This is a genomic window from Buchnera aphidicola (Aphis gossypii), from assembly GCF_013394915.1.
GTDB classification, from domain to species: Bacteria; Pseudomonadota; Gammaproteobacteria; order Enterobacterales; family Enterobacteriaceae; genus Buchnera; species Buchnera aphidicola_AZ.
On sequence record NZ_CP056771.1, the window covers coordinates 78,647 to 102,738 of the forward strand.

Genomic DNA, 24,092 nt, shown 5'->3' on the forward strand with positions numbered 1-24,092 from the left:
AAACTTTTGAAGGTTTTAAAACTATATTTTAATTAAATATATTAAATATTTTTTATTCATTTTCTAATTCAATATTAATTCCTAATGAACGAATTTCCTTTAATAAAACATTAAATGATTCTGGCATTCCAGGCTCCATTTGATGATTTCCATCTACAATATTTTTATACATTTTAGTTCTTCCATTGACATCATCAGATTTAACAGTTAACATTTCTTGTAATGTATAAGAAGCTCCATACGCTTCTAATGCCCAAACTTCCATTTCACCAAATCGTTGACCACCAAACTGAGCTTTTCCTCCTAGCGGTTGTTGAGTTACAAGGCTGTAAGAACCAGTTGAACGAGCGTGCATTTTATCATCTACTAGATGATTTAATTTCAACATATACATATAACCAACTGTAACTGGTCTTTCAAATTTCTCTCCTGTTCTACCGTCAAATAGAAAAATTTGACCAGATATAGGCAAATTTGCAAATTTTAACATTTGTTTTATTTCGTTTTCTTTCGCTCCGTCAAATACTGGTGTTGCAATAGGCATACCTTTTCTTAAATTTTTTGCCAAACAAAGAACTTCTTCGTTTGAAAATTCTTCTAAATTTACCTTTTGTCTTAAATTTTCTCCCAAGTTAAAAGTTTTTTGAATAAATTTTCTTAATTGAGATATTTTTTCTTGTTTTTTAAGCATTTTATTAATTTGGTCTCCAATTCCTTTTGCAGCCATTCCTAAATGCGTTTCTAATATTTGCCCAATATTCATACGTGATGGTACTCCTAAAGGATTTAACACAATGTCTACTGGTACACCATTTTCATCGTATGGCATATCTTCAACTGGATTAATTTTAGAAATAACTCCTTTATTTCCATGTCTTCCAGCCATTTTATCGCCGGGTTGTATTTGACGTTTTACTGCCAAGTATACTTTTACTATTTTTAAAACTCCTGGTGCAAGATCATCGCCTTGTATAATTTTTCGTCGTTTTATTTCTATTTTTTTTTCAAATTCTTTTTTTAATTCGCTATATTGTTGTGTAAATTTTTCTATTTCTTGTTTTTTATTTTCTTCTCTTATATTGATCTTAAGCCATTTTTCAAAAGATAATTTATTTAATTGTTCTGTTTTTATACCGCAAGATAAAAGAGTTTTTTTAATTTTTAAAAATAAGCTTAATTGAAATATTTTAAATTCTTCTGTAAGATCTTTTTTTGCTTTTTTAAGTTGCATATCTTCAATTTCTAAAGTTCTTTTGTCTTTTTTTACACCATCGCGCGTAAAAATTTGAACATCAATTACAGTTCCAGACACCCCATTGGGTACTCTTAATGATGAATCTTTTACATCGGATGCTTTTTCACCGAAAATAGCGCGTAGTAATTTTTCTTCTGGTGTTAATTGTGTTTCTCCTTTAGGAGTTACTTTTCCTACTAAAATATCTCCTCCAGTGACTTCTGCTCCAATATAGACAATACCTGATTCATCTAGTTTACACAAAGCAGCTTCTCCTACATTAGGTATATCTGAACTAATTTCTTCAGGTCCTAATTTAGTATCTCTAGATATGCAGGATAGTTCTTGAATATGAATTGTGGTAAATCGATCTTCTTGTACAACCTTTTCTGAAACTAAGATAGAATCTTCAAAGTTATATCCATTCCAAGGCATAAAAGCGACTCGCATGTTTTGTCCTAATGCAAGTTCACCTAAGTCCGTAGATGGTCCATCTGCTAATACATCTCCTTTATTTATTTTTTCATTTAATTGCACGCATGGTTTTTGATTGATACAAGTATTTTGATTTGAACGAGTATATTTTGTTAAATTATAAATATCTATACCTGCCTCTCCAATATATGTTTCATCTTCATTTACTTTAATTATAATTCGAGAAGCATCTACATATTGTACTATTCCGCTTCTTTTTGCAACGATTGTAACTCCTGAATCTACAGCTACTGCTCTTTCCATTCCAGTTCCTACTAAAGGTTTATCAGTCTTTAAAGTCGGTACTGCTTGACGTTGCATGTTAGCTCCCATTAAAGCTCTATTTGCATCGTCATGTTCAAGAAAAGGAATTAAAGATGCTCCAACAGATACTATTTGCTGAGTAGATACATCCATATATTCAACTTGATTACAATTAAATAAGCTTGATTCTCCTTTGTGTCTGCAAGTGACTAAGTCATCGATAAAAAAATTATTTTTGTCTATGTTTGTATTAGCTTGTGCAATAATATAATTTCCCTCTTCTATTGCAGATAAATAGTGTATCTCTTTTGTAACTAATCTATCTTTTACTTTTCTATAAGGTGTTTCTAAAAAACCATACGCATTAGTTCTTGCATATACTGATAAAGAATTAATTAATCCGATATTAGGACCTTCTGGAGTTTCTATTGGACATACTCGACCATAATGTGTTGGATGAACATCTCTTACTTCAAAACCAGCTCTTTCTCTAGTTAAACCTCCTAATCCTAAAGCTGAAATCCTTCGTTTATGTGTAATTTCTGATAAGGGATTGTTTTGATCCATAAATTGAGATAATTGACTAGAACCAAAAAATTCTTTCACAGCTGCAGATATTGGTTTTGCATTAATCATATCTTGTGGCATTAAGGTTTCTAAATCTCCTACCGATAACCTTTCTTTTACAGCTCTTTCTACTCTTACTAAACCAAGTCTAAATTGATTTTCTGCCATTTCCCCTACTGATCTGATTCTTCTGTTTCCTAAGTGATCAATATCGTCTACTTCTCCTTTACCATTTCGAATATCAATCAATTTTTTTATTACATCAATGATATCTTCTTTATTTAAAGTACCTGATCCTTTAATTTTTTCTCGAGATAAAGACCTATTGAATTTCATACGCCCAACAGATGAAAGATCATATCGATCTTCAGAAAAAAATAAATTTTCAAATAAATTTTCTGTAGCTTCTTTTGTAAGAGGTTCACCTGGTCTCATTACTCGATAAATTTCCATTAATGCACTTATTCTGTCGTTTGATGAGTCAATACGAAGCGTTTCTGAGATGTATGGACCATGATCTAAATCATTAGTGAAAAGTGTTTCAATACATGAAAAATTTAATTCACGTAATTTATTTAGCGTGTCTAAAGATAATTCTGTATTAGCTGAAATAATTATTTCTTTTGTTATTGGGTTTAAATAATTTTTTGAAACTATTCTTCCTAAAATATATTCTACTGGAACTATAATTGATTTAATTTTACATTTTTTTAATTCTTGTATATGTCTTGCGGTAATTCTGCGACCTTTTTTTACATAGATTTTTCCATCTTTTTCAATATTAAAAGAAGCAGTTTCACCTCTTAATCTTTCTGAAACTAATTCTAATTCAATTTTTTCATTATTTATTTTAAAAATATTTTTTTCAAAAAATAAATTTAATATTTCTTCTGTATTATAATTAAGAGCGCGTAAAATAATAGTTACAGGTAATTTTCTTCGTCTGTCAATTCGAACAAATAAAATATCTTTTGGATCAAACTCAAAATCTAACCAAGATCCTCTATAAGGAATAATACGGGCATTATATAGAACTTTTCCAGAAGAATGTGTCTTCCCTTTATCGCTATCAAAAAATACACCAGGACTTCTATGTAATTGTGAAACAACAACTCTTTCTGTACCATTAATTATAAAAGTTCCATTATTTGTCATTAATGGTATTTCACCCATATATACTTCTTGTTCTTTAATATCTTTCACTGTCGGTTCTAATATATCTCGCTCATAAATCACTAATCTTAATTTTACTCTTAACGGAGCAGAATAAGTAGCTCCTCGTATTTGGCATTCCTTTACGTCAAATGTTGCCTCGCCTAATCGATAACTTACATATTGTAATTCAGAATTACCATTGTAACCGCATATGGGGAATACTGATTGAAAAGCAGCTTCTAATCCATACTGTCCTTCTGGATCTATTTTAATAAATTTTTTGTAAGAGTTAAGTTGAATCGAAAGAAGATATGGTATATCTAAAATTTTAGGACGTTTTCCAAAATCTTTACGAATGCGTTTTTTTTCGGTATAAGAGTAAACCATAGAATTCCTATGCTTGTTGATAGAAAAATAAAAATTTATGCTATTGTCTTTTAATCTGGAAAAAAGAGATGTTTTTTGTTTTAATTATTTGTTTTAAAAATATTGTTTAAAAATTTTAAATATTCTTTATTATACAAAAGGGCTGGTGAATTAAAAACACCAGCCTATATGGAAAGTTAATTAAATTAAAATATATAATTTTATTTAATTTCGATTTCAGCACCAACATCTTCTAAAGTTTTTTTAAGTGATTCTGCATCTTTTTTGTTAATATTTTCTTTTATAACAGTTGGTGCAGATTCTACTAAATCTTTAGCTTCTTTAAGCCCTAAACCAGTAGCGCTACGCACGCTCTTAATAACCGAGACTTTATTGGGCCCAATAGCTTTTAAAAAAACATCAAATTCTGTTTTTTCTTCAGCATCTTTTTTTTCATTTCTGCTATTAGACTGTATAGACATATTTGCAGAAACTTCAAATTTTTTTTCCATCGCTGAGATAAGTTCTACAATATTCATAACAGACATTTCTGATATAGCTTCTAAAATTTGTTCTTTAGTAATAGACATAACAATAATTCCTAATAACAGTTATAATTATTTTAGATGCTGATAAATACATCAAAAATAATAACCTCTTTTTAAGAGGTTTCTTTTTTTTGTTTTATAGCAGATAATGTATAAATAAGTTTTCCAGCAGCTGATATTTTTAAGACTAATAAAAGTTTTGATATTGCTTCTTCATAAGTCGGCATATCTGCAAGTTGATTAATTTCTGCATTAGATAATAGTTTACCTTCAAATACTGCTCCTGTAATTTTAAATTGTTTATTTTTTTTTTCAAATTTTTTGAATAATCGAACTCCACTACCTGGATGATCTATAGAATAAGCTATAAAAGTAGAACCTTTTATAATTCTCTTTAAACACTCAAAACTTGTATTCTTAATTGCTAAAGATAGTAAAGTATTTTGAACAATACTCATTTTTACGTTTAATTTACGTCCTGACTTTCTTAATTGATTTATTTGATTTACAGAAATTCCTTGAGAGTCAGCGATTACAGCTGATAAAGCTGAATTAGAAATTTGATGTATTTTAGAAACAATTGTTTTTTTTTTGTTAAGGTTTAACGCCATTTTATCGTATTCTCCTCTATTTTAATTTAGAGAAAATATGTTTTTATTAAGTATACTAATTAAAAGAAATCATTGGGATTAGTATTATTGTTTCTTTGTGATTATAAAAAATTTATTAAAATAAATTTTTAATGTTTTTAAAAGGGGATACCATTATAAATAATTTTTTTTATATCGTAAAGTAAAACATATTTTTATAAAGATAGATTTGATTGGTCTAAAGTTAATCCAGCCCCCATAGTGCTAGATAAAACAATTTTTTTAATGTATATTCCTTTTGATTTTGGTGGTTTTGCTTTTTTTATAGACTCTAAAAAAGCATTGAAATTGTCTTTAATCTGATTTTTTTCAAAATTAATTCTTCCGATAGTAGCATGAACAATGCCATTTTTATCATTTCGATAACAAATCTGTCCTGTTTTTGCATTTTTAATTGCTTCAGCAAGGTTTGTTGTAACTGTGCCTAATTTTGGATTAGGCATTAATCCACGAGGGCCTAATATATGACCTATTTGAGTAACGACTTTCATCGCGTCAGGTGATGCAATGACAGTATTAAAGTTAACACCTTCTTTTTGTATTTTTTGAGATAAATCTTCCATTCCGACATATTCTGCACCAGCTTTTTTAGCTATTTCAACATTTTCACCTTGAGTAAATACGGCTACTTTAATAGAGCGACCTATACCATGTGGTAATATAGTAGTCCCTCGTATATTTTGATCTGATTTTTTTGCATTTATTCCTAAATTAATAGCAACATCAATACTTTCAATGAAATTTACTTTTGATGAATTTTTTAGCAGTTCAATTAATTCATTAATATTATATATTTTTTTAATATCAACATTTTTTTTTATTAAATTCATACGTTTACTAGCTTTAATCATAACTAATCCTCAATAATTAAACCCATAGATTTAGCAGTTCCTTTAATAGATCGAATCATGCTTTGAATATTTGAACCAGTCATGTCCTTTTTTTTAATCTCAGCTATTTCTTCAATTTGAAAATTTGTAACTTTTCCTTTTGTTTCTATTTTAGGCTTACTAGATCCTGATTTAATTCCAGCAGCTTTTTTTAATAAGATAGAAGCTGGCGGTGTTTTTGTAATAAAAGTAAATGAACGATCTGAATACACTGTTATAATTACTGGTATTGGTAAACCTTTTTCTAAATTCTCTGTCTTTGCATTAAATAATTTGCAAAATTCCATGATATTTACTCCTTTTTGGCCCAATGCAGGACCTATTGGAGGACTTGGATTCGCCATTCCAGCAGATACTTGAAGTTTTATATAAGATTGTACTTTTTTTGCCATATTCATATTCTCTTGGATAAAAATATTTTTAATTTTTTTCAACTTGTCGAAAATCTAATTCTACAGGAGTAGATCTTCCGAAAATAGACACAGATACTTTTAATCTACTTTTTTCGTAATCCACTTCTTCAACAACTCCATTAAAATCTGCAAAAGGACCATCATTAACTCGAATCATTTCTCCAGGTTCGAATAAAGTTTTAGGTCTTGGTTTATCGCCAATCTGACGAAGTCTATTAATAATAGTTTCTACTTCTTTATTACTAATTGGTGATGGTTTATCTGATTTACCTCCGATAAAACCTAGAACTCTAGGAATATTTCTAATTAAATGCCATGTTGTATCTGTCATAATCATTTGAATTAATACATATCCTGGAAAAAATTTATATTCACTTTTTCTGCGTTGACCACCTCTAATTTCAACAACTTCCTCGGAAGGAACCATTACTTCTCCAAAAAAATCTTGCATTTTATTTAATTTTACATATTCTTGTATTGATTGAGCAACGCGTCCTTCAAAACCAGAGTAAGCTTGTAAAACATACCATTTTTTCTTTGAACTTTCGTACATTTTTTATAACCTTGAACTATTTTTATAACTTTAAACTAATAAAAAATGCTATTAAACGGAATATAACATTATCTATACCCCATAAAACTAGCGACATAAATATTGTCACAAAAATAATGATAAATGTAGTATATAAAGTTTCTTTATATTTAGGCCACATTATTTTTTGCATTTCACTTTTTGATGCTTTTATATATAATAGAATAGATTTTCCTTTTTCTGTATAAATTAAAGTGCAAATTGTACAAATAATTAAAAAAATTATTAATGAAGTTTGAATAAAAAAGTTTATTTTAGTTAAACAATATTTAATCAAAACGCATAAAATAAAATTTATACATATAAAAATCCACTTTATTTTTTCTGTATTTCTAAAATTTTTTTTACTAGAAATTGGCATATGAATAGTTTCTCCTGAAAACTATAAAAAATGAAATACTCAAAAATATATTAGAATTCTGAATATCAAATTTTTTATAGTAAACACTTTAAAAATACTTTAAAAATTAAAATTTTTTAAAGATATATTAATTTTAGGATTTATAAAATTTTACATTAGGTGAGATTTTTGGATTGAATATTATTTTTGAATTTTTATTTTTAAAATGCTGATACCCAGATTTGAACTGGGGACCTCACCCTTACCAAGGGTGTGCTCTTCCTGCTGAGCTATATCAGCAGCAAATTTTTGAGCGGTCAGCGGGAATCGAACCCGCATCATCAGCTTGGAAGGCTGAGGTAATATCCATTATACGATGTCCGCATTTTTAAGTTTTTGGTGGGAGAAGGATTCGAACCTTCGAAGTCTTAGACGGCAGATTTACAGTCTGCTCCCTTTGGCCGCTCGGGAACCCCACCTTTAATGATATTTGCCGGCTACCGGAATCGAACTGGTGACCTACTGATTACAAGTCAGTTGCTCTACCTGCTGAGCTAAGCCGGCTTTTTAAGGATTTTTTTCAATTAATAAAAATACATTTTTCTTTCTAACATTATATGTTGTTTCTTTTTTATTGCAAGTTTTTTTAAAAAATAATTTCTGTGTTAAATTATCAGCAAATTAAATACAATAATGTAGAAGTATATAATTGCATTCGTAATGTTTACGAAATATTTTTTAACAATTTTATTTTTCCTGAAGAGTTAATAAAATCTATTTCAGGTTCTAGCAATATTTTAAATTTTTTTAAAATAGATTTTTGTATTATTTTAGCTAGTATTAAAATCTCTTTTGGGTTGGCTGTGTTTCGATTAATTAATATAAGTTTTTGTTTTTTGTAAATAGCTGCGTCTCCGATTTGAATTTTATTAAAATTACATTTTTCAATTAGCCAAGCAGCTGAAATTTTTATAGATCCGTTAATATAAAAATAGTGTGGTATATTCACATATAAAGATAAAATTTTTTTTGTGTCTTTTTTGGAGATAATAGGGTTTTTAAAAAAACTACCTGCATTTCCTAACTTATTAAGATTAGGTAACTTTTTTTTTCTTATTTTACATATATTATTGTATATTTCATATGGGTTTATTTGGTTTATACTTATATTTTTTAAAAGTGCATCAAAGATAATAGGCTTCCATTTTTTTAATATTTTTATACCCACTGCAATCACTGCATATCCTTGTGTGTATTTATGTTTGAAAATACTATCACGATAAGAAAATTTACATAGATTTTTTTCAATTCTTATTATTTTTTTATGTTTTAAAGAAATAATATCAACATATTGACATATATTTTGAAATTCTAAACCATATGCACCAATATTTTGAATTGCAGCAGAACCTAAACAACCCGGAATCAACGCTAAGTTTTCTAATCCAAAGAAACCCATTCTTAAAGTGTATTTAACTAAATCATGCCATTTTTCTCCAGAAAAAACATGTAGCAACCAGTGATGTTTTTTTTCTTTAATTTTAATTCCTTTGATTCTATTGATAATAACTATTCCTTTGTAGTTTTCTAAAAATAATACGTTGCTACCTTCTCCTAAAATAACATAAGGAATATTAGATGAATAACATTTTTGACAAATATCAATTAATGATTTAATGGTTCTGATAAAAATAATTCTTTTTGCTGTTACATCTATGGAAAATGTGTTTAAATCTTTTAAAGATTTTTGATAGATTTGATTTTTATACATATAAATTTTTAAATGTTATTGATACTATTTAAAAGAAATATTATTTTCAATATAAAAATCATATATTTATTTATGATATTATATGAAATTAAAGTATTTTAATGGAGTTTTTAAAATGAGTTTTTTAAAAAGCACATATTATCAAGATATAATGAATCAAAAATTAAATAATTTAAATAATAAAATACAATGTTCTTTTGAATTTTTTCCTGCTAAAAGTATAGATTTAGAAAAAAAATTACTTTCTTCCGCTGTTAAGTTAAGTCAATTACAACCATTTTTTTTTTCCGTTACTTATGGAGCAAATAGTGGTGAGCGAAAAAAAACATATGATATTGTAAAAAAAATACATCAGAAAACAGGTATTGTAACTGCACCGCACTTAACTTGTGTTGATTCAACACCAGATGAGTTAGAAAAGATAGCAAAATTTTATTGGGAAAATGGCATTCGAAGTGTATTTGCATTAAGAGGAGATTCTTACAATACAGATCATCCACATACTATGTATGCTTACGATTTAGTTGTCTTATTAAAAAAAATAGCTGATTTTGATATTTCTGTTGCAGCTTATCCAGAAACACATCCAGAATCAAAAAGTGCTAAATTTGATATTTTAAATTTGAAAAAGAAAGTAAATGCAGGGGCTAATCGAGCTATTACTCAATTTTTCTTTAATACTGAAACTTATTTACGATTCCGAGATAATTGTCTTAAAAATAATATCAATGTTGAAATCATACCAGGAATATTACCGATTTATAATTTTGAACAACTGAAACGATTTGCTAAAATGACTAATGTCAGAATTCCATCCTGGATGTTTGAAATTTTTCATGGATTAAATAATGACTTAACGACTCAAAGAATTATAGGTGCAAGTATAGTTATAGATATGATAAAAAATTTATCTATTGAAGGTGTAAAAAATTTTCATTTTTACACTTTAAATCAGTCAGATATAGTATATTCTATATGTCGTTTATTTGGTTTTTCAAGTTATTAAATTAATTCATTTTAATAACAAAATTTTATTATTAAATTTTTTAAAATATCTTTTGTAGGCTTAATAAAAGAACAATCTAAATATTCGTCCGGATGATGCGCTTGATTAATTGAACCAGGTCCTAAAATTAATGTAGGTGCAATTTTTTTTAAAAATGGTGCTTCTGTACAATAATTAACAGTCGAGCAATTCATTTTACAGAGATTTTCTATTTTTTGAACTATTTTATGTTTTTTAGAAACTTCATAAGCAGGAATAGAAAAAAAAAGATTTTTTAAAAAAATTCGATTTGGCCATTTTTTTCTAGTTTTTTTTAGTTTTTCTTTTAGTAAAATTTCAATTGTATTTAAGCTAAGTTGAGGTATGGGTCTTATTTCAAAAGTTATGCTACATAATGCACAAATACGATTAATCGCACTTCCGCCTTGTATAGATCCAAAGTTCATAGTTGGATACGAGATAGAAAAATCTTTATGCGAATATTTTTGTTGTATATATTTTTTTAAGTCAATTAATTGTTTTATTATTTCATATACAATTTCAATACTATTAATTTTATTAGAAGGATTGCTTGAATGCCCAGTGTCTCCAAAAATATCAATTTTATATGAAACATGACCTTTATGAGCGTGTATTAATTTTAAACATGTTGGCTCACCAATAATAATACAATCTGGCTTAATCTTTGTATGTTCAGAAAAATATTTTGCTCCAGACATATCTGTTTCTTCATTGGCAGTGGCAAGTATATAAATGGGTTTTTTAATTTCTTTTATATTTATAGCAGATATTACATCTAATAAGAAAGCAAAAAAACCTTTCATATCTACCACACCTAATCCATATATTTTATCGTTTTTTTGAGTTAACTTAAAAGGATCTGTAGTCCATGCTTTTTCATTGAAATCCACAGTATCTGTGTGTCCGGAAAATAATAAACCGCCTTTTCCTGATCCAAATGAGGATAACATATTGAATTTATTTGTATTGGGTATATTTTGTATTTGTATTGAAAAATTTAATTCTGAAAAATAGTTAGATAGTAAATCAATTAAAATTTTGTTACTTAGATCTATTGTATTATTTTCACTACTAATTGTAGGTATTTTAATTAATGATGTATATATTTCAATAAAAGAAGGTATTTTTTTTTTCATTTGATAAAATTTATTAAATATTTTTATCTATTAGAACATATATTTTCCATAAAGTAAAAATACTCAAAAAATTAATAATAAGTACAAATTTTTTTATATATGAATAATTTAATAATCTAATTTTTTATTTTCTAAGGTTTTGAAATTTATGTTAAATGTTTTAATTGTTGGTGGTAGCGGATATTCTGGAGCAGAATTAGTTAATTATATTCATCGTCATCAATTCGCTAGAATAAAAAAAATTTTTGTTTCTAAAAGTAGCATAAACATAGGAAAATTGTTTTCTGATATATATCCAGAATATACAAAAATTATAAATCTTTCATTTGAATCGATTGAAAATTTTGTTTTAATAAAGGAACATATAGATGTTGTATTTTTAGCTACAGATCATCATATTAGTCATACCTTAGTTCCTTTTTTCATGAAATATAATTATTTTGTACTAGATTTGTCTGGTGCGTATAGAGTAAAAAACACTAAAATATATTCAAAATACTATGGCTTTTCTCACTTATATGAAAATATTTTAAAAAAATCTGTTTATGGGTTAGCTGAATGGAATTACAAAAAAATTCAAAAAGCTCAATTAATTGCTGTTCCTGGTTGTTATGCTACTTGCATACAATTAGCACTAAAACCATTAATAGAAATGAACGTTTTATCTAAATCATATATCCCTGTAATTAATGCTATCAGTGGTGTAAGTGGTGCTGGTAGAAATCCCAGTATTAATAATAGTTTTTGCGAAGTTAGTTTAGCTCCATATAATGTTTTTAAGCATCGTCATACCCCAGAAGTGACAGAGCACTTAGGAATTCCAGTAATTTTTATTCCGCATTTAGGCGCATTCAAAAGAGGTATCATTGCTACTATAACATGTAAATTAATAAAAAATTTTAAATTAAATGAAATTTATAATATATACGATACTTTTTATAAAAATAAATCATTAATTAGAATCTATAAAAGCGGTTTTCCAAGTATTAAAGCAGTAGTAAAATTACCATTTTGTGATATTGGTTTTACTATTAAAGATGAATATCTTGTTATTGTAACAGCTGAAGATAATTTATTAAAAGGAGCAGCTGCTCAAGCAATACAATGTTTTAACATTCGTTATGGTTTTCCTGAAACAGAATCAATTATTTAATGAGGTATTTAATGATTCATCCTTTAGTTATTAAATTAGGTGGTGTTCTTTTAGAAAGTGATGATGCAATGACAGGTTTATTTAAAGCTATTTATGAGTATCAAAAATCTAATAAACGAGATGTTTTAATAATTCATGGAGGTGGACGATTAATAGATAATTTAATGAACAAGTTATCTTTGCCAGTTAAGAAGAAAGATGGATTACGGATCACTCCTTATGAACATATTAACGTTATTACAGGTGTTTTAGCTGGAACAGCTAACAAAATTCTTTTAGCTTGGGCGTTAAAAAATAAAATTAATGCTGTAGGATTATGTTTATCTGATGGAAAAAGCGCAAATATAGAAATGTTAGATAAAGATTTAGGTCATGTTGGAAAAATTACACCAGGATCTCCTGTCTTTTTATTGCATTTATTTAAACAAAAAATTTTGCCAATTATGAGTTCTATAGGTATAACTGATGATGGCAAGTTGATGAATGTAAATGCAGATTTAGCTGCAACAGCATTAGCAATGACTTTAGAGGCTCATTTAATTTTATTATCAGACATTAGTTCAATATTAGATGGAAAAGGTCAAAGAATTAAAAAAATAAATAGTATAGAAGCTAAAAAATTAATTTCTCAAGGAATTATTACTGATGGTATGATTGTTAAAGTACGTGCTGCTTTAGAAGCTTCCATAGCTTTAAAGCGATCAGTAGATATTGCAAGTTGGCAAAAAACAGAAGATTTACAATTGTTATTTAACGGAAAAAATATTGGAACAAGAGTTTTTGCATAGTCTAATTATATTATAGGTATTTCAAAATGAATAATAATAATGAAAAAGTTGTATTGGCATATTCAGGTGGTTTAGATACTTCTGCAATTATTCCTTGGTTAAAAGAAACTTATAAAGTTGATGTTATTGCTTTTGTAGCAGATATTGGTCAATCAAAATCTGATTTAGATGGTATTAATGAAAAAGCATTGCAATCTGGGGCTTCAAGCTGTCATATTTTTGATTTAAAAAATGAATTTATAGAAAATTATGTTTTCCCTATATTAAAAACAGGCGCTTTATATGAAGGGAGTTATCTTTTAGGAACAGCTTTAGCTAGACCTATTATAGCAAAAAAACAAGTAGAATTTGCTTTAAGTATTGGCGCTAAGTTTTTATGCCATGGCGCTACTGGAAAAGGTAATGATCAAGTGCGTTTTGAAATGGCTTATGCTGCATTAGCTCCTCATCTTACTGTAATTGCTCCTTGGAGAAATTGGAATCTAAATTCAAGAGAATCATTAATAGAATATTTAAATAAAAAAAATATTTCTACTACAGCCACATTAGAAAAAATTTATAGCAAAGATGAAAATGCTTTGCATATCTCTACAGAAGGCGGTTTACTTGAAAATCCTTGGAATGAAGCAAATTCTGATTGTTGGAGTTGGACCGTAGATCCAGAAAATGCCCCAGAAAAACCAGAATATATTTTAATCCATATAGATAAAGGAATTGTTATATCTGTTAATAATCAAAAATTAACTCCTTTAGAGTGTATTAATGTATTAAATAAAATTGGATCCTATCATGCTATAGGGCGGCTAGATATTATTGAAAATAGAATTATTGGAATTAAATCTAGAGGTTGCTATGAAACTCCAGGTGGAACTATTATTCATATTGCTTTAAGAGCAATTGAACAATTAGTTTTTGATAGAGAAAGTTTTAATTGGAGAGAAAAAATTGCGTTAGAAATGTCATCTGTAGTTTATGATGGACGATGGTTTACTCCAATACGAAGATCTTTACAATCTGCTTCAGATTCATTAGCAACCACATTAAATGGAGAAGTAGTCTTAAAATTATATAAAGGAAGTGCAATTGCTGTTCAAAAAAAATCTTTGCACGCTTTATATTCTCAAGAATATGCAACTTTTAGTAAAGATGAAGTTTATAAACATTCAGATGCAGAGGGTTTTATTCATTTATTTTCTCTTTCTTCTAGAATACGTGCTTTAAATAAGTTAAAATAATTTTATAAAAATTTATTGCTCAATTCATTACTTTGATCAGAGGAAATATATGTCGCTTTGGGGTGGAAGATTCCTCGATGAATCTAATAAATTATTTAAAAAGTTTAATACTTCTTTACCATTTGATTATATTTTAGCTCAAGAAGATATATTTGCTTCAATTGCTTGGTCTAAAGCTCTTCTTGAAACTGGTGTATTAACTAAAAAAGAACAAAAAAAAATAGAACATGGATTAATTTCTTTAAAACAGGATATTGATATAAATCCAGAACAAATTCTTAAAAGTGATTGTGAGGATATCCATACTTGGATAGAGATTAATCTTATTGAAAGAATAGGAGATTTGGGTAAAAAATTACATACAGGAAGGAGTCGAAATGATCAAATTGCAACAGACTTAAAATTATGGTGTAAAAATAAAATCCAGATTTTGTTAAAAAATATTTTAAATTTACAAAAATCATTTATTTTAATTGCTGAACGACATCATGATGTAATAATGCCAGGATATACTCATTTGCAACGTGCGCAGCCTATTACCTTTGCATATTGGTGTTTGTCTTATGTAGAAATGTTTAAGCGTGATTTTACTCGTTTAGAAGATGCACTTAAAAGATTAGATGTCAGCCCTTTAGGATCTGGCGCTTTATCTGGTACAGCATGGAATATTGATCGCGAAAAATTAGCAGTACATATGGGCTTCAGTTCGTCCACTAATAATGCATTGGATAGTGTTTCAGATAGAGACTATGTTATAGAGTTATTAGCATCTGCTTCGATTAGTATGATGCATTTATCTAGATTTTCTGAAGATTTAATTTTTTTTAATTCTAGTGAAGCAAATTTTATTGAATTATCTGATTCTATTACATCAGGTTCATCATTAATGCCTCAAAAAAAAAATCCAGATGCTTTAGAACTAATACGAGGAAAATGCGGTCGTGTATATGGGTCTTTATTTTCTACCTTAGTTTTATTAAAAGCCTTACCATTGTCTTATAATAAAGATATGCAAGAAGACAAAGAAAGTCTTTTTGATGCAATTAAAATTTGGAATGACTCTTTATTAATATCTAGTTTAGTTTTAAAAAATATAAAATTAAATAATCTATTATGCTATGAAGCAGCAGAAAAAGGTTACTCCAATGCTACAGAAGTAGCAGATTATTTAGTTAAAAAAGGAATTACTTTTCGAGAAGCACATCATATATCTGGGAAAATAGTACTACATGCTATACATAATAACAAGGCTTTAAAAGATCTAGATTTATCTCAATTTCAAGAATATAGTCATCTCATAGAAAATGATATATATCAACATATTACTTTAGAAGCATGTCTTGAAAAACGTGTTTCAAAAGGTGGGGTATCATCCAAGCAAGTTCAAGAAGTAATTAAAAAAGAAAAGATTCGATTAAATATTATATAATTTTTAGATAGAACAGTATAATAGTAATTTTTTGATCTTATATTTTTAGGGCATTTAATTTTTTTTTAAATGCCAAAATCAATGCTATTTAAATATAGAATTATTTTATATATTCGAAAGACAGGATTTTTATTTTGTGAATAACATATTATCTTTTATATCTAATAATTTCATACTTTCTACCGTATGGTTTTTTTTGCTTAATATAATTATTTTTTTAATCTTTAAACCTTTTTATCTAAAAGCAAAATTAGTTAGCAATTTTGATGCTATAAAATTAATTAATGAGAGAAATGCTAAAATAGTTGATACGCGATCTTTAGAATTATATAATTCAGGTCATATTTTAAATTCTATTCATATTCCATTGAAAAATATTTCTTTTAAAAAAGTTCAAGAATTAAATTTATCCACTCTTAATCCTGTAATTCTTATAATAAATTCATCAGAAAGAAATAACAAATATATTAAAAACTTCCTTGATAATGGAATAAAAAATATTTATATTTTAAAAAATGGAATAGCTTCTTGGGATGCAGAAAATCTTCCTTTAGTTATAAATAAAAAATAAAATTATTAAATATTTTTAAAATAAAATTTTTTAGTCAAATATTAAGCATTGGAATATTTTATGTTAGAAAAAAAATCAAAGAAAAAAGTTTTTATAATTCAGCGAATTTATGTAAAAGATGTTTCTTTCGAAGCACCCAATACGCCAGAAATTTTTGAGAAACAATGTATTCCAACTATGAAATTTAATTTAAATACAAATATTAAGAAGATAAAATTAGATATTTTTGAAATCGTTTTACAAGTTAGAGTGATAGTAGAAAGTAAAAAAGATTTAGTTTTTTTATGTGATGTATATCAAGCAGGTATTTTTTTTATTTCTAACTTAGATGTAAAAGAGCTAGAACATTGCACCAATTCATACTGTCCGAATATTTTATTTCCATATGCTAGAGCATGTATTTCTAGTTTAGTATCTTTCGGAAGCTTTCCGCAATTAAACCTTGCCCCAGTTAATTTTGATGATATTTTAAATACAAATTCAGAATTCAAAGAAAAACAATATTAATATAAAATAATATTGTAAATATTTAATAAATTAATTTATTTAAATATTATTTTAAGGAGAAAATATGTGTTTTGCAGAAATTTCAGAATTGTGGAATATAATATTATGTGAAGCTAAAAATGCATTAAAAAAGGAACCTATTTTATCTAACTTATATCAAGAGAGTATATTAAAACATAAAACATTTAGCAGTTCTTTGAGTTATATATTATCAAATAAACTATCTACTTCGATTATTTCTGAAAAGAATATACGCAATATTTTAGATGAAATATACTTAAATAATTTTTGTATTTTATATTTAGCAGTTAAGGATTTGAAAGCAATCTTTCAAAAAGATCCAGTTGTAAATAATTATTTAACTCCTTTTTTATATTTTAAAGGTTTTCACGCATTAGAATCTTATAGAATAAGTCATTATCTTTGGAGCAAAAAGCAATATGCGTTATCAACGTATTTACAAAGTAGGATTTCTACTATTTTTTCAGTTGATATTCATCCAGCAGCATGCATTGGTTCTGGAATAATGCTTGATCATGCCACTGGCATTGTTATCGGAGAAGGGGTGATTATAGAAGATGATGTTTCAATTTTACATTCTGTTACTCTGGGTGGAACAGGAAAAAATAGTAGTAAAAATAGACATCCAGTAATTAGAAATAAAGTTAGTATAGGTGCAGGAGCTAAAGTTTTAGGAAATATTGAAATTGGTTCCCAAGTTAAAATAGGGGCTGGATCAGTAGTTTTGAAAAATATTCCTCCATGTGTTACAGTGGCTGGTATTCCTGCAAAAATTGTCAAAAAATTAACTAATTCAACTTCTTTTCTTAAAGAAGATGAAGATAATTTTTTAGATTGTTTAGAACAATTTCAATATGGAGATGGCATTTAGTACATTTTAAAAATTAAAACTCCTGTCTTTTATGAATAACATCATCTATATATTATGATTGTCGATTACAGAAGTTTTATTTTTTAACTGATAACAATAATATAATATTAATCATCTAAAAAACTACGCAATACTTCTGATCTGCTTGGATGACGTAGCTTTCTTAATGCTTTTGCTTCTATTTGCCTTATTCTTTCTCGGGTAACGTCAAATTGTTTTCCAACTTCTTCTAAAGTATGATCTGTGTTCATATCAATTCCAAAGCGCATGCGAAGAACTTTAGCCTCACGAGCTGTTAATCCTGATAGAACATCATGCGTAGCTGATCTTAAACTTTCAGATGTTGCTGAATCTAACGGAAGCTCTAATGTTGTATCTTCTATAAAATCACCTAAATGAGAATCATCATCATCTCCTATAGGCGTTTCCATTGATATAGGTTCTTTTGCTATTTTTAAAACTTTTCTAATTTTATCTTCAGGAATTAACATTTTTTCAGAAAGTTCTTCAGGAGTCGGTTCACGTCCTGTTTCTTGTAATATTTGTCTAGAAATTCTATTTAGTTTATTGATAGTTTCTATCATATGTACAGGAATTCGAATAGTACGAGCTTGATCTGCGATCGATCGGGTAATTGCTTGTCTGATCCACCAAGTTGCATAAGTTGAAAATTTATATCCTCTGCGATATTCAAATTTATCTACTGCTTTCATTAAACCAATATTACCTTCTTGAATTAAATCTAAAAACTGTAGTCCTCGATTAGTATATTTTTTAGCGATAGAAATAACTAATCTTAAATTTGCTTCTACCATTTCTTTTTTTGCTCTTTTAGCTTTTGCTTCTCCAATAGACATTCTTTTGTTAATATCTTTTACTTCCTCAATTGTTAATCCTGTTTCTTTCTCTATATTACGTAATTTTTTTATACTTACAAAAATTTTTTCTTCAATTTTTTGTATTTTTTTAGACCAAGGTTGATTTAAACTTTTTTCTTTTATTAGCCAATTTATATTAGTCTCATTTCCTGAAAAAATTTTTATAAAATTTTTTCTTGGCATTTGGCATTCTTCAATACATAATCGCATGATAATTCTTTCTTGTGTTCTAACTCTTTCCATCATATCACGCATGTTATTTACTAAATGATCAAATTGCTTTGGAACTAATCTAAATTGTTTAAAAATTTCTGAAAGATTATAAATTTCTAGCAATGCATCTTTATGTTTTCTATTTTTAATTTTAATCATATTACTTGTATTGGTATATTGTTTCCGCAATGCAGAAAATTTTTCGTTTGCTAATTCTGGATCAATGCTATTATCTTCATCTTCTTCATCTTCCTCATTTTCCACATCTTCTTCATTTTCATCCTGTACTTTATTATTAGAAATTTCATCTAAAATTTCAGATCCTAAGTGTATGTTATTATGAGTCATAGGTGACAATTCTTCTACATTAGGATCAACAAAACCTATTACTATATCAGATAGTTTTATTTGACCAGTTTTAATTCGATCATATTGTTCTAGAAGATAAGTAATAGCTTCAGGATACTCGGATACTGAAGATTGAACTTGATTTATCCCTTCTTCAATGCGTTTTGCTATATCAATCTCACCTTCTCGCGTAAGCAATTCAACAGTACCCATTTCTCTCATATACATTCGAACAGGGTCAGTTGTTCTTCCTAACTCTGACTCAACACTTGATAAAACTTGAGTAGCTGCTTCTACTGCGTCTTCATCTGTATCTGTATTTATTTCATTTAAAATTAAATCATCTGCATCAGGCGCTTCTTCGACGACTTGAATTCCCATATCATTAATCATCTGGATAATGTCATCGATTTGCTCAGAATCAATAATATCTTCTGGAAGATGATCATTAACTTCGGCATAGGTTAAATACCCTTGCTCCTTGCCATGTGTAACGAGCAGCTTAAGTTGTGACTTTGGGTTTTGCTCCATAGGGAATATCCAAATTTTGTTAATGTGATGAATATTAATCGACTGATTAGTCAATAATTAATATATAGAATTATTTTAATTTTAAGGTATGTTATTAGATAATTTTAATAGAAAAAATAAAAAATTATTCACTATTTTTTAATTTTTTATTAATAGACCAAATTTCTTCTTTTTCATTTATTGTAAGCCCATAAATTCTTTCTTTTGAAATTAGATGCTCTTGTCTTTTTTCAAGGTCCTTTTTATATACACTTTTTAATAGATCTAAAAAAACATTTTGAATTTTTTCTTCAACTATCATATGATCTAAAGTTGAGAGAGTTTTTAAAATGTGAATTATTTTACTATTTCTATAAAATTCTAGTAATTGACCTGTATTAAAACTTGGGTGTTCTAAACATGTTTTTAAAATTTCTAAAAAAATCGGAATTCCTTTTATTTTTGAATTTTTAAATTGTTTTGTTGAATTTACTAAATTAGATAAATTAGGGTTCTGAATAAGCAATCCGATAAGAGTGCGCATTAAAGTTGGTTTATTTTTATATTGTAAAATTTTATTTTTTTGTGTTTTTTGATGTAAAAATTTTTCAAATTGATAATCATCCAAAATTCCTATTGTTCGTCCTAATATTTGTCTTAAATAAATTCGTATTGTATCACTAGGTATAGAATTTATTAAAGGTAAAGCATGTGCGCTTAAATAAAATTTGTCATCGCTAGATGATAAATCAATTCCTTTTAGAATATTTTTAAAAAAAAATTTAGACAGTGTTAAAGCATTTTTAATACGTAATTGAAAATTTTTTGATCCTTCTTTTTTAATAATAGTATCTGGGTCTTCATTTTCAGGCAGCATTATAAATTTTATAGTTTTTTCATCGGATATATATGGTAATGTGATTTTTAAAGTTCTCCAAGCAGCATTTCTTCCGGCATCATCACCATCATAGCAGTATATAACTGTATTAGTATTTCGAAAAAGTATTTTTATCTGTTCTTTTGTAATTGATGTTCCTAAAGAAGAAACGACATGATCAATTTTATTTTGTGTTAACATAATAACATCGATATATCCTTCTACAACTAATAGATACTTTGGTTTTAAGTGTTTCTTTTTTACTTGATATAATCCGTAAATTTGTTTGCTTTTGTAAAAAATATTTGTTTCAGCTGAATTGATATATTTTGGAAGAATTTCTTTTATAGTTCTACCTCCAAAACCTATAGTTCTTCCATATTTATCATGTATAGGAAATGTTATTCTTCCTTGAAAAGGATCGTATATTTTTTTTTTTTTATTAATAGAAATAATTTTATTATTTAATAAATCTGTCTCTAATTCTTTTTTAATATGTAATTTCTGAAAAAATAAGTCCCAAGTAAAACTTGAAAATCCAATACAAAAAAATTCTATCATACTTTTACTAATTCCTCTGTGAATAAGATAATCATAAGCAGAACTAGTTAACATTAAGTTTTTTTCATATAATTTAGATATTTGATTAGTTAATAAGTATAGTTTTTGTTTTTTGAAATAATCATTTTTTTCAGGTATGAAATTTTTTTCAAAAGGTATCGAAAGTCCATGCATGAAAGACAATTCTTCAATACTTTCTACAAAATTTAAATGTTCATAGTTGATTAAAAAGTCAATTACGTTTCCATGTATATTACATCCAAAACAATAATAAAATTGTTTTTCGTAACTAACTGTAAATGATGGTGTTTTATCGTTATGAAAAGGACAGTGAGTTTGATAATTTTTGCCTTTTTTTTTTAATTTTATTCTTGAATCAATAACATCAACAATATTTGTTCGACATAACAGATCATTAATAAAATATTTAGGTATTTTTTCAGACATAGATTTTTTTATGATAGAATTCCGTTCTTTTAAAAGAACGGTTATTTTATTTTTTATATTTTTTAATATATTTTAATACATTCTAATTCTTTTTGCATTTTCTCGTGTAAGTTTTTTTGCTAAACGTTTTATCGCGGAAGCTTTAGCGCGTTTTCTTTCGGTAGTAGGTTTTTCATAAAATTCTCTTCTACGTATTTCTGCTAAAATTCCAGCTTTTTCACAAGATCTTTTGAAGCGACGTAATGCAACATCGAATGGTTCATTTTCACGTACTTTTATTATTGGCATTTAATATTAACCCCAATTATGTGATGTATATTAGATTTTTATTTATAATATGTAAATTATTGTAAACGAGTGTTATTTTATTATGTAAAATGAATCCTATCTTAATTAACATTGTGTTGTAAAGTATCATTTTTAAAAAATTTAATTATTTTTGTTGTGATAAAATTTAATTTTTTTATTTTAATATTATTTTTGTTGTTTAATTTTGAACTATTTAAAAAAATGAACAGGTGTAGAAATGAAAATATTAGGTATTGAAACATCGTGTGATGATACTGGAATAGCTGTTTATGATAACCTTCAAGGTTTATTGGTTAATGAATTATACAATCAAAAAAAAATACATGCTAATTACGGCGGGATTATTCCAGAGTTAGCATCACGTACACATTCAAAAAAAATAATTTTTCTGTTAGATAAAATTTTTAAAAAAATAAATCTTGAGAAAGATATTAATCTTATTGCATATACTGCAGGGCCTGGTTTAGTTGGTTCTTTGTTAGTTGGCGCAACATTTGCTTGTTCTTTGGGATTTTCTTTAAATATCCCTGTGTTACCAGTCAATCATATGGAAGCGCATTTATTATCGCCAATGTTAGATTCTCATTTAATTACATTTCCATTTATTGGATTACTAGTTTCTGGAAAGCACACTCAAATTATTGCGGCTTATAAATTAGGAAAATATGAGATTCTTGGAAATTCTTTAGATGACGCTGCAGGTGAAGCTTTTGATAAAATATCAAAATTATTAGGTTTAAAATATCCAAATGGTCATGAATTATCTAATTTAGCTAAAAAGGGTGTGAAAATTAATTTGAAATTTCCTCGTCCTATGAAAAATCATTCTAATTTAAATTTTAGTTTTTCAGGGTTGAAAACTTTTGCTGCTAACATTATTAAAAATAAAACTTTAAATTTTCAACAAAAAGCAAATATTGCAAAAGCTTTTGAAGACGCAGTTGTTGATATATTATTAATGAAAACTAAAAGAGCTTTAAATCAAAAAAAATGGAGCAATTTAGTCATTGCAGGAGGTGTCAGTGCAAATAAATTATTACGTAAAAAATCAGAAATTATGATGCGAGAAGTTTTTAATGGAAAAGTATTTTTTGCTCGTCCAGAATTTTGCACAGATAATGGTGCAATGATTGCTTATTTAGGATCATTATATTATAAAAAAAAAAATATTTTTCCTTCATTAGAAATTACCGTAAAACCGAAGTGGCCTTTAGATAGTTTACCTGTATTATAATCAATCAGAATTTTTTAAAAATCTATTTTTTTGAATATATAAAATTAGATCTTTTATAGTTAATATTGTCATATGTTTTTCTTTTGAAAATGTAATAATTTCAGGTACTCGAGACATAGATCCATCTTTATTGGTGAGTTCACAAATTACTCCGGCTGGTTTAAAACCAGCAAGGGATACTATTTCGATAGCTGCTTCTGTATGACCAGCTCTTGCTAAAAGTCCTCCTGTATCAGCTCTTAAGGGAAATATGTGACCTGGTCTGTTTAAATCACTAGGTTTTGCATTATCTGCTATAGCTGCTTGTATAGTTGTTAATCGATCTTTAGCTGATACGCCAGTAGAAACGCCTTTAGCAGCTTCTATTGTAACTGTAAACGCTGTTTGATAAGTGCTTGTGTTATTTTTAACCATCATAGGTAAATTTAATTTTTTTCTTTGAGATTCTGTAATGCATAAACACACAATACCGCTACCATATCTAATTGTTAAAGCCATTTGTTCTACTGTCATTTTTTCGCAGGAAAAAACAAGATCTCCTTCGTTTTCTCTATTTTCATCATCTAGTATGATAATACCCTGTCCAGATCTCAGAGCTAATATTGCTTTTTCTACACGTTCTATAGGGTTTCCAAATTCATAAAGTATTTTGTGATTCATTTTTTGAAAACCTTGATTGAATTAAACTATTAAAAATAATTTCAAAAAGCTTT

Annotated in this window: 22 protein-coding genes and 4 tRNA genes; 9 read left to right on the plus strand and 17 right to left on the minus strand. The window is 27.2% G+C overall.

Features of this window, described 5'->3' with window-relative positions; all coding sequences use genetic code 11:
- Positions 1–52 precede the first annotated feature (52 nt).
- The 12 genes from rpoB to murB all read right to left on the minus strand — a co-directional run bounded on the left by rpoB (position 53) and on the right by murB (position 9,264).
- Positions 53–4,081: a DNA-directed RNA polymerase subunit beta gene (gene rpoB / locus HU701_RS00380; protein WP_158345900.1), complete on the minus strand. Its 4,029-nt coding sequence runs from the start codon at positions 4,079–4,081 to the stop codon at positions 53–55.
- Between the two features lie 200 nt (positions 4,082–4,281).
- Entirely contained in the window at positions 4,282–4,650 is a 369-nt protein-coding gene (gene rplL, locus HU701_RS00385; RefSeq protein WP_158345903.1) for a 50S ribosomal protein L7/L12, read from the minus strand.
- Positions 4,651–4,721: 71 nt separating this feature from the next.
- Positions 4,722–5,219 (minus strand): 50S ribosomal protein L10, encoded by a 498-nt coding sequence (gene rplJ / locus HU701_RS00390; protein WP_178918910.1) that lies wholly within the window; start codon positions 5,217–5,219, stop codon positions 4,722–4,724.
- A gap of 194 nt (positions 5,220–5,413) precedes the next feature.
- Positions 5,414–6,109 carry a 50S ribosomal protein L1 gene (gene rplA / locus HU701_RS00395; RefSeq protein WP_158345909.1) on the minus strand — a complete coding sequence of 232 codons (696 nt, stop codon included), beginning with the start codon at positions 6,107–6,109 and terminating at the stop codon, positions 5,414–5,416.
- Positions 6,110–6,111: 2 nt separating this feature from the next.
- Positions 6,112–6,540 carry a 50S ribosomal protein L11 gene (gene rplK, locus HU701_RS00400; RefSeq protein ID WP_158345911.1) on the minus strand — a complete coding sequence of 143 codons (429 nt, stop codon included), beginning with the start codon at positions 6,538–6,540 and terminating at the stop codon, positions 6,112–6,114.
- 28 nt (positions 6,541–6,568) lie between these two features.
- The gene (gene nusG / locus HU701_RS00405) at positions 6,569–7,114 is read right to left on the minus strand and encodes a transcription termination/antitermination protein NusG (protein WP_158345913.1); all 546 of its coding nucleotides are present in this window, start codon (positions 7,112–7,114) and stop codon (positions 6,569–6,571) included.
- Positions 7,115–7,136: 22 nt separating this feature from the next.
- The gene (gene secE / locus HU701_RS00410) at positions 7,137–7,520 is read right to left on the minus strand and encodes a preprotein translocase subunit SecE (RefSeq protein ID WP_372675468.1); all 384 of its coding nucleotides are present in this window, start codon (positions 7,518–7,520) and stop codon (positions 7,137–7,139) included.
- A gap of 200 nt (positions 7,521–7,720) precedes the next feature.
- Positions 7,721–7,793, minus strand: a tRNA-Thr gene (locus tag HU701_RS00415).
- Positions 7,794–7,805: 12 nt separating this feature from the next.
- Positions 7,806–7,877, minus strand: a tRNA-Gly gene (locus tag HU701_RS00420).
- A 13-nt stretch (positions 7,878–7,890) separates the two neighbouring features.
- Positions 7,891–7,972: transfer RNA gene (locus tag HU701_RS00425), tRNA-Tyr, on the minus strand.
- A gap of 12 nt (positions 7,973–7,984) precedes the next feature.
- Positions 7,985–8,057: transfer RNA gene (locus HU701_RS00430), tRNA-Thr, on the minus strand.
- Positions 8,058–8,217: 160 nt separating this feature from the next.
- The gene (gene murB / locus HU701_RS00435; RefSeq protein ID WP_158345917.1) at positions 8,218–9,264 is read right to left on the minus strand and encodes a UDP-N-acetylmuramate dehydrogenase; all 1,047 of its coding nucleotides are present in this window, start codon (positions 9,262–9,264) and stop codon (positions 8,218–8,220) included.
- A 115-nt stretch (positions 9,265–9,379) separates the two neighbouring features.
- Here murB and metF point away from each other — a divergent pair, with 115 nt between their 5' ends.
- Positions 9,380–10,270, plus strand: a complete 891-nt coding sequence (gene metF / locus HU701_RS00440; protein ID WP_158345919.1) for a methylenetetrahydrofolate reductase — start codon at positions 9,380–9,382, stop codon at positions 10,268–10,270.
- Positions 10,271–10,281: 11 nt separating this feature from the next.
- Here the strand turns inward: metF and argE are convergent, their stop codons facing one another.
- Positions 10,282–11,427 (minus strand): acetylornithine deacetylase, encoded by a 1,146-nt coding sequence (argE, locus tag HU701_RS00445; protein ID WP_178918913.1) that lies wholly within the window; start codon positions 11,425–11,427, stop codon positions 10,282–10,284.
- Positions 11,428–11,575: 148 nt separating this feature from the next.
- Here argE and argC point away from each other — a divergent pair, with 148 nt between their 5' ends.
- The 7 genes from argC (at position 11,576) to cysE (ending at position 18,002) form a co-directional block, all read left to right on the plus strand.
- Entirely contained in the window at positions 11,576–12,580 is a 1,005-nt protein-coding gene (gene argC / locus HU701_RS00450) for an N-acetyl-gamma-glutamyl-phosphate reductase (protein WP_178918915.1), read from the plus strand.
- A gap of 14 nt (positions 12,581–12,594) precedes the next feature.
- Entirely contained in the window at positions 12,595–13,368 is a 774-nt protein-coding gene (gene argB / locus HU701_RS00455; protein WP_158346848.1) for an acetylglutamate kinase, read from the plus strand.
- A gap of 26 nt (positions 13,369–13,394) precedes the next feature.
- The gene (locus tag HU701_RS00460) at positions 13,395–14,603 is read left to right on the plus strand and encodes an argininosuccinate synthase (RefSeq protein ID WP_158345925.1); all 1,209 of its coding nucleotides are present in this window, start codon (positions 13,395–13,397) and stop codon (positions 14,601–14,603) included.
- 49 nt (positions 14,604–14,652) lie between these two features.
- Positions 14,653–16,032 (plus strand): argininosuccinate lyase, encoded by a 1,380-nt coding sequence (gene argH / locus HU701_RS00465; RefSeq protein WP_158345927.1) that lies wholly within the window; start codon positions 14,653–14,655, stop codon positions 16,030–16,032.
- A gap of 136 nt (positions 16,033–16,168) precedes the next feature.
- The gene (locus HU701_RS00470) at positions 16,169–16,603 is read left to right on the plus strand and encodes a rhodanese-like domain-containing protein (protein ID WP_158345929.1); all 435 of its coding nucleotides are present in this window, start codon (positions 16,169–16,171) and stop codon (positions 16,601–16,603) included.
- Positions 16,604–16,663: 60 nt separating this feature from the next.
- The gene (gene secB, locus HU701_RS00475; RefSeq protein WP_158345931.1) at positions 16,664–17,110 is read left to right on the plus strand and encodes a protein-export chaperone SecB; all 447 of its coding nucleotides are present in this window, start codon (positions 16,664–16,666) and stop codon (positions 17,108–17,110) included.
- A gap of 64 nt (positions 17,111–17,174) precedes the next feature.
- On the plus strand, positions 17,175–18,002 hold the full coding sequence (gene cysE, locus HU701_RS00480) for a serine O-acetyltransferase (RefSeq protein ID WP_178918920.1): 828 nt from the start codon (positions 17,175–17,177) through the stop codon (positions 18,000–18,002).
- A gap of 107 nt (positions 18,003–18,109) precedes the next feature.
- Here the strand turns inward: cysE and rpoD are convergent, their stop codons facing one another.
- The 3 genes from rpoD to rpsU form a co-directional block, all read right to left on the minus strand.
- Positions 18,110–19,972 carry an RNA polymerase sigma factor RpoD gene (gene rpoD, locus HU701_RS00485; RefSeq protein WP_158346850.1) on the minus strand — a complete coding sequence of 621 codons (1,863 nt, stop codon included), beginning with the start codon at positions 19,970–19,972 and terminating at the stop codon, positions 18,110–18,112.
- A 124-nt stretch (positions 19,973–20,096) separates the two neighbouring features.
- Positions 20,097–21,836 (minus strand): DNA primase, encoded by a 1,740-nt coding sequence (gene dnaG / locus HU701_RS00490; protein ID WP_178918922.1) that lies wholly within the window; start codon positions 21,834–21,836, stop codon positions 20,097–20,099.
- A 72-nt stretch (positions 21,837–21,908) separates the two neighbouring features.
- On the minus strand, positions 21,909–22,124 hold the full coding sequence (gene rpsU, locus HU701_RS00495; RefSeq protein ID WP_053940044.1) for a 30S ribosomal protein S21: 216 nt from the start codon (positions 22,122–22,124) through the stop codon (positions 21,909–21,911).
- A gap of 238 nt (positions 22,125–22,362) precedes the next feature.
- Between rpsU and tsaD the strand changes: the two genes are divergently transcribed.
- Positions 22,363–23,379, plus strand: a complete 1,017-nt coding sequence (gene tsaD / locus HU701_RS00500; RefSeq protein ID WP_178918924.1) for a tRNA (adenosine(37)-N6)-threonylcarbamoyltransferase complex transferase subunit TsaD — start codon at positions 22,363–22,365, stop codon at positions 23,377–23,379.
- Here tsaD and ribB read toward each other — a convergent pair whose 3' ends face one another.
- Complete coding sequence (gene ribB, locus HU701_RS00505; protein WP_178918926.1) at positions 23,380–24,039, minus strand: 3,4-dihydroxy-2-butanone-4-phosphate synthase; 660 nt, start codon at positions 24,037–24,039, stop codon at positions 23,380–23,382. It lies immediately after the preceding gene.
- Between the last annotated feature and the right edge of the window lie 53 nt (positions 24,040–24,092).